This window comes from Pseudoduganella umbonata (assembly GCF_014192225.1).
Lineage (GTDB): Bacteria > Pseudomonadota > Gammaproteobacteria > Burkholderiales > Burkholderiaceae_D > Rugamonas > Rugamonas umbonata.
The window spans coordinates 15252-27887 of sequence record NZ_JACHXS010000007.1; the positions used below are offsets into that span (position 1 = coordinate 15252).

Below are 12636 nucleotides of genomic sequence, written 5' to 3' on the forward strand. Positions count from 1 at the left end.
CATGGCAAAACTCGCACTGATTAACCGTGAACAGAAGCGTGCCGACCTGGTGGAGAAATTCGCCGCTAAGCGCGCCGCCCTGAAAGCCATCATCGACGACCAGTCGAAGTCGGAAGAAGAGCGTTACGAAGCCCGCCTGAAACTGCAGGCCCTGCCGCGTAACTCTGCACCGACCCGCCAGCGTAACCGCTGCGCCATCACCGGCCGTCCACGTGGCACCTTCCGTAAATTCGGTCTGGCCCGCACCAAGCTCCGTGAATTCGCCATGCGTGGTGAAATCCCGGGTATGACCAAAGCCAGCTGGTAATAGGAGAATAAGCAATGAGTATGAGCGATCCTATCGCCGATATGCTGACCCGTATCCGCAATGCACAGGGTGTGAAGAAGACCACCGTTGCAATGCCGTCGTCGAAAGTCAAAGTGGCGATCGCCTCCGTCCTGAAGGACGAAGGCTACATCGAAGATTTCGCAGTGTCCTCCAACGAAGGCAAAGCGGAACTGCAAATCGGCCTGAAGTACTACACCGGCCGTCCTGTCATCGAGCGCCTGGAGCGCGTGTCCCGTCCGGGTCTGCGCGTCTACAAAGGCAAGGATGAAATCCCGACCGTGATGAACGGCCTGGGCGTGGCTATCGTGTCGACTCCGCAAGGCGTCATGACCGATCGCAAAGCGCGCGCTACCGGCGTCGGTGGCGAAGTCATCTGCTTCGTGGCTTAAGGAGTAACACATGTCTCGAGTAGCTAAAATGCCGATCGCCGTGCCGGCTGGCGCCGAAGTCGCCATCTCCGCACAAGCGATCACCGTCAAGGGCCCGCTGGGCACCCTGACCCAGAGCCTGAACGGCCTGGTCAAAGTTGAAAACAACAACGGCACGCTGTCGTTCGATGTGGCCAACGAATCCCGTGAAGCGAACGCCATGTCCGGCACGCTGCGCGCACTGGTCAACAACATGGTTACCGGCGTCACCAAGGGCTTCGAAAAGAAGCTGTCCCTGGTGGGCGTGGGTTACAAGGCACAGGCACAAGGCGACAAGCTGAACCTGTCGCTGGGCTTCTCCCACCCGGTCGTGCATGCGATGCCGGCTGGCGTGACCGTGGCCACCCCGACCCCGACCGAAGTCGTGATCAAGGGTATCGACCGTCAACAGGTCGGCCAGGTTGCCGCAGAAGTTCGTGCTTACCGCTCCCCTGAGCCTTATAAAGGCAAGGGCGTCCGCTATGTGGACGAAGTGGTTAAGATCAAAGAAACCAAGAAGAAGTAATTAGGGGCTGACGATGGATAAAAAGCAATCTCGTCTGCGCCGCGGACGTCAAACCCGCATCAAGATCGCGCAACTGAAAGTGAACCGCCTGTCGGTCCACCGCACTAACCTGCACATTTACGCGAACCTGATCAGCCCGGACGCTAAAGTTCTGGTTTCGGCGTCTACCGTGGAAGCAGAAGTTCGCGCCGAACTGGCCGGCAAGTCGGGCAAGGGCGGTAACGCCGCCGCTGCCGCACTGGTGGGCAAGCGCGTCGCCGAAAAGGCAATCAAGGCAGGTATCACCGAAGTAGCGTTCGACCGCTCCGGTTTCCGTTACCACGGCCGTGTGAAGGCGCTGGCTGAAGCCGCGCGTGAAGCCGGTCTGAAGTTCTAAGGGTACGATCATGGCAAAAATGCAAGCAAAAATGCAAAGCGACAAGCCGGATGACGGCATGCGCGAAAAAATGATCGCGATCAACCGCGTGACCAAAGTGGTCAAGGGTGGTCGTATCATGGGCTTCGCGGCGCTGACCGTGGTTGGTGACGGCGATGGCCGCATCGGCATGGGCAAGGGCAAGTCGAAGGAAGTTCCGGTCGGTGTGCAGAAGGCAATGGAAGAAGCCCGTCGCAACCTGATCAAGGTTCCTCTGAAGAATGGTACCCTGCAGCACTCGGTTACCGGCCAGCACGGCGCCTCGCGCGTCATGATGAGCCCGGCCAAGCCAGGTACCGGCGTCATCGCTGGTGGCGCAATGCGCGCTATCTTCGACGTGATGGGCGTGACGGACGTGGTGGCGAAATCCACCGGTTCGAACAACCCGTACAACCTGGTGCGCGCCACCCTGGACGGCCTGTCGAAAATGAGCACTCCTGCCGATATCGCTGCAAAACGCGGCAAGTCGGTAGAAGACATTCTGGCTTAAGGGGATGACCATGAGCACTATCAAAGTCAAACTGGTGAAGGGCCTGATCGGCACCCGCCAAGACCACCGCGCTACCGTGCGTGGTCTGGGCCTGCGCCGTGTCAACTCGGTTTCCGAGCTGCAGGACACGCCATCGGTACGCGGCATGATCAACAAGGTCGCTTACCTCGTTAAGGTTGTATCGTAAGCCCCGGCTTACGATCTGGAGAACACAATGGAATTGAATACCATTCAACCAGCCGAAGGCGCGAAACACGCCAAGCGCCGTGTTGGCCGCGGTATCGGCTCCGGCCTGGGCAAGACTGCCGGCCGTGGTCACAAGGGTCAGAAATCGCGTTCGGGCGGCTTCCACAAAGTCGGCTTCGAAGGCGGTCAGATGCCTCTGCAGCGCCGTCTGCCGAAGCGTGGCTTCAAATCGCTGAACGCAACCTTCAAGGCTGAAGTTCGCCTGTCCGACCTGAACGCCCTGGCCGTGTCCGAAGTGGACCTGCTGGTGCTGAAGCAGGCCGGCGTGCTGAACGTGCTGGCGCGCGACGTGCGCGTGATCGCTTCCGGCGAAATCACCAAGGCAGTGTCCATCAAGGGCCTGAAAGTGACCGCCGGCGCGAAAGCGGCCATCGAAGCGGCTGGCGGCTCGGTAGCCTGAGACGCTTAAGCTTGAACGGAGCGAAAATTGGCGACTAATCCGCAGCTTGCTAAAAGTGCCGCAGCCGGGTTCCCCTGGAACCGTCTGTGGTTTTTGCTGGGCGCTCTGGTAGTCTACCGCATCGGGGCTCACGTCCCGGTGCCGGGGATCGACCCGGTACAGCTGGCCGCACTGTTCAAGTCGCAAGAGGGCGGCCTGCTGGGCATGTTCAACATGTTCTCGGGCGGCGCCCTGTCGCGCTTCACGGTGTTTGCGCTGGGCATCATGCCCTACATCTCGGCCTCGATCATCATGCAGTTGCTGTCGATCGTGTCTCCGCAGATGGAAGCGCTGAAGAAGGAAGGGGAAGCTGGCCGTCGCAAGATCACCCAGTACACCCGTTACGCCACCGTGGGCCTGGCATTGTTCCAGGCATTCGGCATCTCCGTCGCGCTGGAAGCCCAGCCCGGCCTGGTGCTTGATCCGGGCATGGCGTTCCGCTTCACCACCGTGGTAACGCTGCTGACCGGCACCATGTTCCTGATGTGGCTGGGGGAGCAGATTACCGAGCGCGGTCTCGGTAACGGCATCTCCATCATCATCTTTGCCGGTATCGCTGCCGGTCTGCCGAGCGCAATGGGTAGCTTGTTCACCCAGGTGTCGACCGGTGCGATCAGTGCGATCTCCGCCATCATCATCGTGATCCTGGTCGCTGCCGTGACCTATGTCGTGGTGTTTGTGGAACGTGGCCAGCGCAAGATCCTGGTGAACTATGCCAAACGTCAGGTCGGTAACAAGATCTACGGTGGGCAAACCAGTCACCTGCCGCTGAAGCTGAACATGGCAGGCGTGATTCCGCCGATCTTCGCATCGTCGATTATCTTGTTCCCGGCCACTATCGTGGACTGGTTCGCACGTGGCGCGGACAACAGCAATCCTGTTGTACGCTTCCTGAAAGATCTGGCAGCTTCGTTGAGCCCAGGCGAGCCCATCCATGCACTGCTGTATGCCGTGGCAATCGTGTTCTTCTGCTTCTTCTACACCGCACTGGTGTTCAACAGCAAGGAGACCGCGGATAACTTGAAGAAGAGCGGGGCCTTTGTGCCAGGGATTCGTCCCGGTGAGCAGACTGCCCGCTACATCGACAAGATCCTGACCCGGTTGACCCTGGCAGGCGCCGTCTACATTACCCTGGTGTGCCTGTTGCCGGAGTTTATGCAAGCCCAGTGGAAAGTGTCCTTTGTATTCGGTGGCACCTCCCTGTTGATCATCGTGGTCGTGACCATGGACTTCATGGCCCAGGTCCAGAACTACGTGATGTCGCAGCAATACGATTCGCTGCTGCGCAAGGCTAACTTCAAAGGCGGCATTCCGACCCGCTAAGCGATAAGGTCACTATGGCAAAAGACGACGTTATACAGATGCAGGGCGAGATTCTGGAGAATCTCCCGAATGCAACGTTTCGAGTAAAGCTGGAAAACGGCCACGTGGTGCTAGGGCACATTTCGGGTAAAATGCGGATGAACTATATCCGCATTCTCCCCGGCGACAAGGTGACGGTGGAGTTGACGCCGTACGACCTCTCCCGGGCCCGTATTGTGTTCCGGACCAAGTAATTTTAAGTATCGAATCCAAGAAGAGAGTGCAAAATGAAAGTTAACGCTTCAGTCAAGCGGATCTGCCGCAACTGCAAGATCATCAAGCGCAAAGGCGTCGTTCGTGTTATCTGCGTCGAACCGCGTCACAAGCAGCGTCAAGGTTAATCGAGGAATAACGAATGGCACGTATTGCAGGGGTCAACATCCCCAATCATCAGCACACCGTGATCGGCCTGACGGCAATTTACGGTATCGGCCGCCCCCGCGCGCAGTTCATCTGCGCCCAAACGGGTGTTGCGACCAACAAGAAGATCAAGGACCTGGACGACAGCGAGCTGGAAAAGCTGCGTGACGAGATCGGCAAGTTCGTTGTAGAAGGCGACCTGCGCCGTGAACTGTCGATGAACATCAAGCGTCTGATGGATCTGGGTTGCTACCGCGGCATGCGTCACCGCAAGGGCCTGCCGGTCCGTGGCCAGCGCACCCGCACCAATGCACGTACCCGCAAAGGTCCGCGCAAAGCCGCTCAATCGCTGAAGAAATAATCTAGGAAACCACTATGGCTAAGCAACAAAGCAGCGCTGCAGCAGCACGCGTTCGCAAGAAGGTCAAGAAGAACGTCGCTGAAGGCATCGCGCACGTCCACGCTTCCTTCAACAACACGATCATCACGATCACCGATCGCCAGGGCAACGCCCTGTCGTGGGCAACTTCGGGCGGCGCCGGCTTCAAGGGCTCCCGTAAGTCGACCCCGTTCGCAGCGCAGGTTGCTGCCGAAGCGGCTGGTAAAGTTGCACAGGAATGCGGCGTGAAGAACCTGGAAGTGCGTATCAAGGGCCCAGGTCCTGGTCGCGAATCCGCTGTTCGCGCGCTGAATAACCTGGGCATCAAGATCACCGAGATCCAGGACGTGACGCCAGTGCCGCATAACGGCTGCCGTCCGCCGAAGCGTCGCCGCATCTAAGCACCATCGGATGCATTGACCATGGCCGGTTCCTTCGCGAACCGGCCACCGTCACCCTGATGTAAAAATCGCTGGAACAGTTGATCGGAAACGGTTACACTGTCCGGCTATTTTTGCCTGTCGATTTTTGATCGGCGGGCTTGTTGAGCCACCGTCTGACGGATTAGAGGGTCAGACTAGCGCCTGTTCGCATCCGCTGCATCGTTTCGATGCATGCACCCGATGTGATCCGGGGCGTCATTTAATATTTAAGGAAAACACCGTGGCACGTTATATCGGACCAAAAGCAAAACTCTCCCGCCGTGAAGGTACTGACCTGTTCCTGAAGAGCGCCCGTCGCTCGCTGGACTCGAAGTGCAAGCTGGACATCAAGCCAGGCCAGCACGGCGTCAAGTCGGGTGCCCGCACCTCCGACTACGGCAACCAGCTGCGCGAAAAGCAGAAGGTCAAGCGTATGTACGGCGTGCTGGAACGCCAGTTCCGCCGCTACTTCGCCGAAGCCGATCGCCGCAAGGGCAACACCGGCGAAACGCTGCTGTCGCTGCTGGAAACCCGCCTGGACAACGTTGCTTACCGCATGGGCTTCGGCTCCACCCGCGCTGAAGCACGCCAGCTGGTATCGCACAAAGCCTTCACCGTGAACGGCAATGTCGTGAACATCGCTTCGTACAACGTGAAAGTCGGCGACGTGATCGCCGTGCGCGAAAAGGCCAAGAAGCAGACCCGTATCCTGGAAGCGCTGTCGCTGGCAGAACAAGTCGGCATGCCGGCATGGGTGTCGGTCGATTCCAAGAAAATGGAAGGCACCTTCAAGTCGTTCCCGGAACGTAGCGAAATCGCTGCCGACGTCAATGAATCGCTGATCGTCGAACTGTACTCGCGTTAATCGCCGTTCGTAGCAAGCACAGAATCACCTGCCCACTCACCGAGTGGGCTTTTTCACTAATGCCATCAGCCTTATCGGTGTAACGAGCCGAGGGTAATGAAAAGGACATTTCAATGCAAAACAGTTTGTTGAAGCCACGTATCATCGACGTCGAAGCGCTGGGCGCCGGTCACGCAAAAGTCGTGATGGAGCCATTCGAGCGCGGCTACGGCCACACGCTGGGCAACGCCCTGCGTCGCGTGCTGCTGTCGTCGATGATCGGCTACGCGCCGACCGAAGTCACGATCGCCGGCGTGGTGCACGAGTACTCGTCGCTGGATGGCGTGCAGGAAGACGTGGTCGACCTGCTGCTGAACCTGAAGGGCGTGGTCTTCAAGGTCCACAACCGTGATTCCGTCACGCTGACCCTGAAAAAGGAAGGCGAAGGCGCCGTCCTGGCGTCGGATATCGACCTGCCGCACGACGTGGAACTGATCAACCCGGATCACGTGATCGCTCACCTGACCGCCGGTGGCAAGCTGGACATGCAGATCAAGGTCGAAAAAGGCCGTGGCTATGTGCCGGGTAACGTGCGCCGCCTGTCGGAAGACACGAACAAGACGATCGGCCGCATCATCCTGGACGCATCGTTCTCGCCGGTCCGCCGCGTGTCGTACTCCGTGGAATCGGCCCGTGTCGAACAGCGTACCGACCTGGACAAGCTGATCATCAACATCGAAACCAACGGCGTGATCACGCCGGAAGAAGCGATCCGCCAGTCGGCACGCGTGCTGGTCGACCAGCTGAACGTGTTCGCCGCGCTGGAAGGCACGGAAGCCACCGCCGAAGCGCCGTCGCGTGCTCCGCTGGTCGATCCGATCCTGCTGCGCCCGGTGGACGACCTGGAACTGACCGTTCGTTCCGCGAACTGCCTGAAGGCCGAAAATATCTACTACATCGGCGACCTGATCCAGCGTTCGGAAAACGAGCTGCTGAAGACGCCGAACCTGGGCCGCAAGTCGCTGAACGAGATCAAGGAAGTGCTGGCATCCCGCGGCCTGACCCTGGGCATGAAGCTGGAAAACTGGCCGCCTGCCGGTCTCGAGAAGTAATCCTAGCTACAAATGATGTACCCGTCCGGCGCATGTCGCGCTGGACGTTTTAACCTTAATTACCGACCCGCGCCGGGTGACTGCCTGGCGATCGAAGAGTCCGGATTTAAACACCTCGAAAGGAAGTACCATGCGTCACCGTCACGGCCTCCGTAAACTGAACCGTACCTCGTCCCACCGTCTGGCAATGCTGCGCAACATGACCGTTTCGCTGCTGCGCCACGAAGCGATCAAGACCACCGTGCCGAAAGCCAAGGAACTGCGTCGCGTCGTCGAGCCGATCCTGACCCTGGGCAAGAACGACACGCTGGCCAACAAGCGCCTGGCATTCGCCCGCCTGCGCGACCGCGAAATCGTCCAGAAGCTGTTCGCTGAACTGGGCCCGCGCTACGCTGCCCGCAACGGCGGCTACCTGCGCATCCTGAAGATGGGCTTCCGCGTCGGCGACAACGCACCGATGGCTTACGTCGAACTGCTGGACCGTCCGGAACCAAGCGACATCGAAGCAGCACCGACCGCTGAAGAGTAATCTCCAGCCGTCACAGGAAAAAGCCGGGCTTGCCCGGCTTTTTTCATGCCTGCGCGCTGCGTTGCAGCCGCTCTGTCAGCGCCGCAGGAATCCCGCGATGGCGTCGATGGTCGCGCCGGGCTGTTCCTCCATGAGCCAGTGACCGGCATCGCGAATCACGACCTCGGTGACATCGCTCGCCGCGTTGCGCATCACAATGGCCTCATTGGCACCGAACGATTTCTCGCCGCCGATCGCCAGTACCGGCATTGTCAGCTTCGTGCGCATCGACACCTGGTTGTCTTTCTCGTCCTGGGGAATCGTATTGAACTGTGCAAATGCCGCGCGCATCGCCCCCGGTTGCGCGTACAGCGCGGCGTAATGCCGGCGTGTTTCCTCATCGACCTTGGCCGGGTTGCCGGCAAACTCGTTCCAGAACCGATCCAGATAGATACGCTCCCGGCCAGCAACCAGCCGCTCGGCATCCGGGCCGCCGAACGAGAAATGCCACAGCAGCGGATTGCGAACGATCTGGTCCCAGGGGGGAATGCCGGGAACCGGCGCGTCCATGACGACCAGTTTTGCCGTTTGCTGCGGATAGCGTGCCGCGTAGGCATACGCCACCATCGTGCCGATATCGTGTCCGACGACCGCCGATTTCTCGATGCCCAGGCTGGCCAGCACCGTCCGGATGTCGCCGGCCTGGGATTTCTTGTCGTAGCCGCCCGCTGGCCGTGATGAACGCCCCATGCCACGCAGGTCGGGAACCACGACCGTGTGCCCGGCAGCCAGCCGCGCTGCCAGCGGCGCCCACATGTCGCCGGTATCGCCGAAGCCGTGCAGCAATACCACTGCAGGCCCCTTGCCGCCAACCCGGACATGGATGGTAGCGCCGTCGACCTGGACGTCGGTTAGCCGGAAGGTGGCCGGATAGGCTGGGACGCCATTTGCCATAGCAGAGCTCGCTATGCAGGCGCTCGCAGCGGAAGCAACAGCGCAATGCACAACAGCGCGCAGCATCGGAATCATGATCGAAACCTTTCGAAGTAGCGAACTCCAACAAGGGCGGCCTCGCCGGCTTGTCATTCGGTCTGCCGAGCTGCACAAGCGCATTGCATCGACGGTAACGCAAAGCATTTCGTCCTGCCTCTTGCTTACGTGATAGAAGCACCCTTCGGCGACAAAGCACGCCACCGGCTGTCGCTCGGGGCGAACCTCTGGCGGCTCGCAGAACGGCGGGGCAAACGCCCGCATCTCGTCATTTTCCGGTGTACCATCTCGAAGTTCTTCTCCGCCGAGTTGCCGTATGTCCTTCCCGCCCCGCCAGTTGTTCCGATTCTTCCTGTTTGCCACGTTCCTGTCGCTGCTGTCGCCGGCGCGCGCCGAGGAAGAGTTCCTGCCGCCGAACGTGGCCTTCCAGTTTTCCGCACGCATGGCCGGCGCCGCGACGATCGAAGCCACCTGGCAGATCGCCGACGGCTACTACATGTACCGCGAGCAGTTCGGGTTCAAGGCTGCGGGCGCGCAGCTGGGCGCTCCCATCATCCCGCGCGGCAAGGTGAAATTCGATGAAACCTTCAACAAGGAGGTGGAAACCTATCGCCATCGCGTGACGATCCGCGTTCCGGTCGAGGCAGCGGGCGCTTTCACGCTGACGGCGACCGGCCAGGGCTGTTCCGACAAGGGCCTGTGTTATTCGCCGCAGGATGCGACCGCGCGGCTGTCGCCGGCAGGCGGCCCGGCAGCCTCCGGGGGAGCCTTTGGCCTGCCGGCGATGAGCCGTCCGGGCGAAGCCATGATGGATGTGCCAGCCCAGGCACTGGCGGCAGCTGCAGGAGCGCCCGCAGAAGGCGCTCCGGTCGCCGTCCCGGGCGCAGCGGCACCTGCTCGAAGCGAGCTGGGCCGTATCGAGGACGCGCTGCGCGGCGGCAGGATGGCGGTCATCGTGCCGCTGTTCCTGCTGCTCGGGCTGGGCCTGGCCTTCACGCCCTGCGTGCTGCCGATGGTGCCGATCCTGTCCTCCATCGTCGTCGGCGAGGGCGACCGGGCAGGCCGGGGACGCGGCCTGGCTTTGTCGCTGAGTTATTCGCTGGGCATGGCAATCGTCTACACGGCGCTGGGCGTCGCCGCCGGCCTGGCCGGCGAGGGCCTCGCCGCCGCATTGCAGAATCCCTGGGTGCTCGGCGCGTTCGGCGTGCTGATGGTACTGCTCGCGCTGTCGATGTTCGGCCTGTATGAATTGCAGCTACCAGCCGCACTCCAGACCCGGCTTGCCGCCGCGTCCGGCCGCCGGTCGGGCGGCAAGCTGGCCGGCGTATTTGCGATGGGCGCGATCTCGGCCCTGATCGTCGGCCCGTGTGTTGCGGCGCCGCTGGCTGGCGCGCTGGTGTATATCAGCCAGACCGGCAACGTCGTCACCGGTGGCACCGCGTTGTTTTCGATGGCGGCCGGCATGAGCGTGCCGTTGATATTGGTCGGCATCTCGGCCGGCGCCTTGCTGCCCAAAGCCGGCCCCTGGATGAATACGGTAAAGCGGTTTTTCGGCGTTCTGTTGCTGGCAATGGCATGGTGGCTGGTATCGCCCATATTGCCGGGCGTCGTGCAAATGGCCGGGTGGACGCTGCTGGGTATCGCATACGGTATCTATTTGCTGCGGCAGCATAAAGGCTGGCGGGCCAGGGCCATTGCCGCATTATTCATCGGCTTCGGTATTGTCCAGCTGGTTGGCGTTGCAACCGGTGCACGCGATCCGCTGGATCCGCTCGCCCATTTACGCAACGGTGCGGCCGATGAATTGCCATTCCAGCGCATCCGGAGCGTGGCCGACCTGGATCGCGTGCTGGCAAATACCGGCGGTAAAAACGTGATGCTGGATTTTTATGCCGACTGGTGCGTCGCCTGCAAGGAAATGGAAAGGCTGACGTTTATCGAACCTGCAGTTCGGGGCGAACTGAAAAATACCATCCTTCTTCAGGTCGACGTGACGGCCAATAACGAGCAGGACAAGGCTTTGCTGAAGCGTTTCAATTTATTCGGACCGCCGGGCATTATTTTCTTTGACCGCCATGGCCGCGAAATAGCCGACAGCCGGGTTGTCGGATTCCAGGATGCCGATACCTTCTTGGGATCGTTGAGCAGATCGCGATGATCTGCTGAGCCCCCAGAAAGCGCCTGCAAGGCGCTTTTTTTTAGACAGTCCCCCTACGCGCCGTCCGGTGACACCTCCTATCGCCGTCACCAAGCCAGTATCGAGCGCGATCAAACCAGAAACCAGCATGACATGGCAAAAAAAAGGGCGACAGTGTCGCCCCGATAACTATGCCGGGTCAGCCGTGGCGGCGATGGTGTCCGTGGCGCTTGCCGTGTGCCGGGTGCTGGTCGAATACCTTTTGCTGTTCCGGCGTCAGCGCCGCGTAAAAAGTCTTCAGCGCCGCCAGTCGGGTTTCTTGGTGTGCAATACGCGCTTTCGACAACTCCAGTCGCTTTTCAGCGCGCTGTGTGGCATTCAAATCCTTGAACGATGCACGATCGACCCGGCCGGCAGCCTGTTGCGGCTTAATGGCGGCAATATAGGTTTTCCAGGCGGCTTCCTGGCTGGCAGTCAGTTTCAATGCTTCATGCAGTTTTTGCTGACGCTGCTCGATGCGCTCGGCGCGTTTAACAGGATCGAATTTCGTTTCCGCATAAGCGCGGTGCTGCGTGGTTTCCGGGGCGGGCGCTGCCATGGCAGCGGAGCCGATACTGAGCATTGCCACGGTGGCGATAATACTTTTACGCAGGAAGTTCATTTTAAATCCTTCAAAGGGTAATTTCGAATATGCCTGGATCTCATCCAGGGAAGCAGTGCACGGAAAACAGTTTCTCAACGCAGTGTTTCCATGAAGTGTCGCGGGCGCCGCTTTTTGTATCCGTTTGTTTCCCTGCCGAAGCCGAACCGGTGTGCCAGACCATATACAAGACGATACAAACCGCCGTTGGTCTTCGCCTGCCGAAGTGGCGATAATTGGAGGATGGAACCAACATCTAGCATTTTGATCGTCGATGACGATCGCGATATCCGCACGCTGCTGGCGGATTACCTGGAGTCCAACGGTTACCGTACCCATGGCGCGGCAGATGGCACCGCAATGTGGAAGCTGCTGGACGAAACCAAACCCGACCTGATCGTGCTCGACCTGAACATGCCGGGCGAGGATGGCCTGACGCTGTGCCGCAAGCTGCGCGCCCATTCGAACCTGCCGGTCATCATGCTGACCGCGCGCAGCGAGCCGCTGGACCGCATCCTTGGCCTCGAGATGGGTGCCGACGACTACCTGCCGAAGCCGTTCGAACCGCGCGAACTGCTGGCACGCATCCGCAGCGTACTGCGCCGCAGTAACTCGATGCCGTCCGGCGGCATGGACAAGGCGTCCCAGATCCGCTTCTCGAACTGGACGCTCGACCTCACCGCGCGCCACCTGCTCAATCCCGATGGCGTGGTGATCATGCTGTCCGGTGCCGAGTTCCGGCTGCTGAAGGTCTTCCTCGAGCACCCGAACCGCGTACTGAACCGGGATCAATTGCTGAACCTGACCCAGGGCCGCGATGCCGACCCGTTCGATCGCTCGATCGACATCCAGATCAGCCGCCTGCGGCAAAAGCTGGGTGAAGACGCGCGGGTGCCGCAGATCATCAAGACGGTCCGCAACGGCGGCTATGTGCTGGCCGGCACCGTCGCGGTCGAGCCACGCGCGTGAAGACCTTGCCTGCGCACGTTGCAATCCGTGCAACACGCCGAAGCGGGGACGATGACATGAGC

19 protein-coding genes are annotated in these 12636 nt (G+C 60.4%); 17 read left to right on the forward strand and 2 right to left on the reverse strand.

The window, feature by feature from the left end; translation table 11 throughout:
• Position 1: 1 nt before the first annotated feature.
• The 15 genes from rpsN (at position 2) to rplQ (ending at position 7859) form a co-directional block, all read left to right on the forward strand.
• Entirely contained in the window at positions 2 to 307 is a 306-nt protein-coding gene (rpsN, locus tag FHS02_RS17970) for a 30S ribosomal protein S14 (RefSeq protein WP_130186545.1), read from the forward strand.
• 14 nt (positions 308 to 321) lie between these two features.
• Positions 322 to 717 (forward strand): 30S ribosomal protein S8, encoded by a 396-nt coding sequence (gene rpsH, locus FHS02_RS17975; RefSeq protein WP_131148093.1) that lies wholly within the window; start codon positions 322 to 324, stop codon positions 715 to 717.
• Between the two features lie 10 nt (positions 718 to 727).
• Entirely contained in the window at positions 728 to 1261 is a 534-nt protein-coding gene (rplF, locus tag FHS02_RS17980) for a 50S ribosomal protein L6 (RefSeq protein WP_131148092.1), read from the forward strand.
• A gap of 13 nt (positions 1262 to 1274) precedes the next feature.
• Positions 1275 to 1637, forward strand: coding sequence for a 50S ribosomal protein L18 (rplR, locus tag FHS02_RS17985; protein WP_137315742.1), 363 nt, complete (start codon positions 1275 to 1277; stop codon positions 1635 to 1637).
• Between the two features lie 10 nt (positions 1638 to 1647).
• A complete protein-coding gene (gene rpsE / locus FHS02_RS17990; protein ID WP_137315743.1) occupies positions 1648 to 2166 on the forward strand; it encodes a 30S ribosomal protein S5 in 519 nt (172 codons plus the stop codon).
• 4 nt (positions 2167 to 2170) lie between these two features.
• Entirely contained in the window at positions 2171 to 2353 is a 183-nt protein-coding gene (rpmD, locus tag FHS02_RS17995; protein WP_130186541.1) for a 50S ribosomal protein L30, read from the forward strand.
• 27 nt (positions 2354 to 2380) lie between these two features.
• The gene (gene rplO / locus FHS02_RS18000) at positions 2381 to 2812 is read left to right on the forward strand and encodes a 50S ribosomal protein L15 (protein ID WP_137315744.1); all 432 of its coding nucleotides are present in this window, start codon (positions 2381 to 2383) and stop codon (positions 2810 to 2812) included.
• 27 nt (positions 2813 to 2839) lie between these two features.
• Entirely contained in the window at positions 2840 to 4174 is a 1335-nt protein-coding gene (gene secY, locus FHS02_RS18005) for a preprotein translocase subunit SecY (protein ID WP_137315745.1), read from the forward strand.
• A 14-nt stretch (positions 4175 to 4188) separates the two neighbouring features.
• Entirely contained in the window at positions 4189 to 4407 is a 219-nt protein-coding gene (gene infA, locus FHS02_RS18010) for a translation initiation factor IF-1 (protein ID WP_005663428.1), read from the forward strand.
• Between the two features lie 33 nt (positions 4408 to 4440).
• Positions 4441 to 4554, forward strand: a complete 114-nt coding sequence (gene rpmJ, locus FHS02_RS18015) for a 50S ribosomal protein L36 (protein ID WP_005663407.1) — start codon at positions 4441 to 4443, stop codon at positions 4552 to 4554.
• Positions 4555 to 4568: 14 nt separating this feature from the next.
• Positions 4569 to 4934: a 30S ribosomal protein S13 gene (gene rpsM, locus FHS02_RS18020; RefSeq protein WP_130186538.1), complete on the forward strand. Its 366-nt coding sequence runs from the start codon at positions 4569 to 4571 to the stop codon at positions 4932 to 4934.
• 14 nt (positions 4935 to 4948) lie between these two features.
• Positions 4949 to 5353 (forward strand): 30S ribosomal protein S11, encoded by a 405-nt coding sequence (gene rpsK / locus FHS02_RS18025; protein ID WP_028101645.1) that lies wholly within the window; start codon positions 4949 to 4951, stop codon positions 5351 to 5353.
• Positions 5354 to 5615: 262 nt separating this feature from the next.
• A complete protein-coding gene (gene rpsD, locus FHS02_RS18030; protein WP_131148091.1) occupies positions 5616 to 6239 on the forward strand; it encodes a 30S ribosomal protein S4 in 624 nt (207 codons plus the stop codon).
• Between the two features lie 113 nt (positions 6240 to 6352).
• A complete protein-coding gene (locus tag FHS02_RS18035) occupies positions 6353 to 7330 on the forward strand; it encodes a DNA-directed RNA polymerase subunit alpha (RefSeq protein ID WP_137315746.1) in 978 nt (325 codons plus the stop codon).
• 130 nt (positions 7331 to 7460) lie between these two features.
• Positions 7461 to 7859 carry a 50S ribosomal protein L17 gene (rplQ, locus tag FHS02_RS18040; protein ID WP_137315747.1) on the forward strand — a complete coding sequence of 133 codons (399 nt, stop codon included), beginning with the start codon at positions 7461 to 7463 and terminating at the stop codon, positions 7857 to 7859.
• A 75-nt stretch (positions 7860 to 7934) separates the two neighbouring features.
• Here the strand turns inward: rplQ and FHS02_RS18045 are convergent, their stop codons facing one another.
• The gene (locus FHS02_RS18045; protein ID WP_217496989.1) at positions 7935 to 8792 is read right to left on the reverse strand and encodes an alpha/beta fold hydrolase; all 858 of its coding nucleotides are present in this window, start codon (positions 8790 to 8792) and stop codon (positions 7935 to 7937) included.
• Positions 8793 to 9144: 352 nt separating this feature from the next.
• Between FHS02_RS18045 and dsbD the strand changes: the two genes are divergently transcribed.
• Complete coding sequence (dsbD, locus tag FHS02_RS18050; protein ID WP_137315748.1) at positions 9145 to 10986, forward strand: protein-disulfide reductase DsbD; 1842 nt, start codon at positions 9145 to 9147, stop codon at positions 10984 to 10986.
• 178 nt (positions 10987 to 11164) lie between these two features.
• On the opposite strand, the gene FHS02_RS18055 is transcribed toward dsbD, so the two are convergent.
• Positions 11165 to 11626, reverse strand: a complete 462-nt coding sequence (locus tag FHS02_RS18055; RefSeq protein ID WP_175424892.1) for a Spy/CpxP family protein refolding chaperone — start codon at positions 11624 to 11626, stop codon at positions 11165 to 11167.
• A gap of 222 nt (positions 11627 to 11848) precedes the next feature.
• Here FHS02_RS18055 and FHS02_RS18060 point away from each other — a divergent pair, with 222 nt between their 5' ends.
• A complete protein-coding gene (locus tag FHS02_RS18060; RefSeq protein ID WP_137315750.1) occupies positions 11849 to 12574 on the forward strand; it encodes a response regulator in 726 nt (241 codons plus the stop codon).
• The last annotated feature ends 62 nt before the right edge of the window (positions 12575 to 12636 follow it).

Excerpts from the sequence above, each read along its gene's own strand:
- rpsN (WP_130186545.1), top strand. The coding sequence starts at position 2 with ATGGCAAAACTCGCACTGATTAACCGTGAACAGAAGCGTGCCGACCTG.
- rpsH (WP_131148093.1), top strand. The coding sequence starts at position 322 with ATGAGTATGAGCGATCCTATCGCCGATATGCTGACCCGTATCCGCAAT.
- rplF (WP_131148092.1), top strand. The coding sequence starts at position 728 with ATGTCTCGAGTAGCTAAAATGCCGATCGCCGTGCCGGCTGGCGCCGAA.
- rplR (WP_137315742.1), top strand. The coding sequence starts at position 1,275 with ATGGATAAAAAGCAATCTCGTCTGCGCCGCGGACGTCAAACCCGCATC.
- rpsE (WP_137315743.1), top strand. The coding sequence starts at position 1,648 with ATGGCAAAAATGCAAGCAAAAATGCAAAGCGACAAGCCGGATGACGGC.
- rpmD (WP_130186541.1), top strand. The coding sequence starts at position 2,171 with ATGACCATGAGCACTATCAAAGTCAAACTGGTGAAGGGCCTGATCGGC.
- rplO (WP_137315744.1), top strand. The coding sequence starts at position 2,381 with ATGGAATTGAATACCATTCAACCAGCCGAAGGCGCGAAACACGCCAAG.
- infA (WP_005663428.1), top strand. The coding sequence starts at position 4,189 with ATGGCAAAAGACGACGTTATACAGATGCAGGGCGAGATTCTGGAGAAT.
- rpmJ (WP_005663407.1), top strand. The coding sequence starts at position 4,441 with ATGAAAGTTAACGCTTCAGTCAAGCGGATCTGCCGCAACTGCAAGATC.
- rpsM (WP_130186538.1), top strand. The coding sequence starts at position 4,569 with ATGGCACGTATTGCAGGGGTCAACATCCCCAATCATCAGCACACCGTG.
- rpsK (WP_028101645.1), top strand. The coding sequence starts at position 4,949 with ATGGCTAAGCAACAAAGCAGCGCTGCAGCAGCACGCGTTCGCAAGAAG.
- FHS02_RS18035 (WP_137315746.1), top strand. The coding sequence starts at position 6,353 with ATGCAAAACAGTTTGTTGAAGCCACGTATCATCGACGTCGAAGCGCTG.
- rplQ (WP_137315747.1), top strand. The coding sequence starts at position 7,461 with ATGCGTCACCGTCACGGCCTCCGTAAACTGAACCGTACCTCGTCCCAC.
- FHS02_RS18045 (WP_217496989.1), bottom strand. The coding sequence starts at position 8,792 with ATGGCAAATGGCGTCCCAGCCTATCCGGCCACCTTCCGGCTAACCGAC.
- dsbD (WP_137315748.1), top strand. The coding sequence starts at position 9,145 with ATGTCCTTCCCGCCCCGCCAGTTGTTCCGATTCTTCCTGTTTGCCACG.
- FHS02_RS18055 (WP_175424892.1), bottom strand. The coding sequence starts at position 11,626 with ATGAACTTCCTGCGTAAAAGTATTATCGCCACCGTGGCAATGCTCAGT.
- FHS02_RS18060 (WP_137315750.1), top strand. The coding sequence starts at position 11,849 with ATGGAACCAACATCTAGCATTTTGATCGTCGATGACGATCGCGATATC.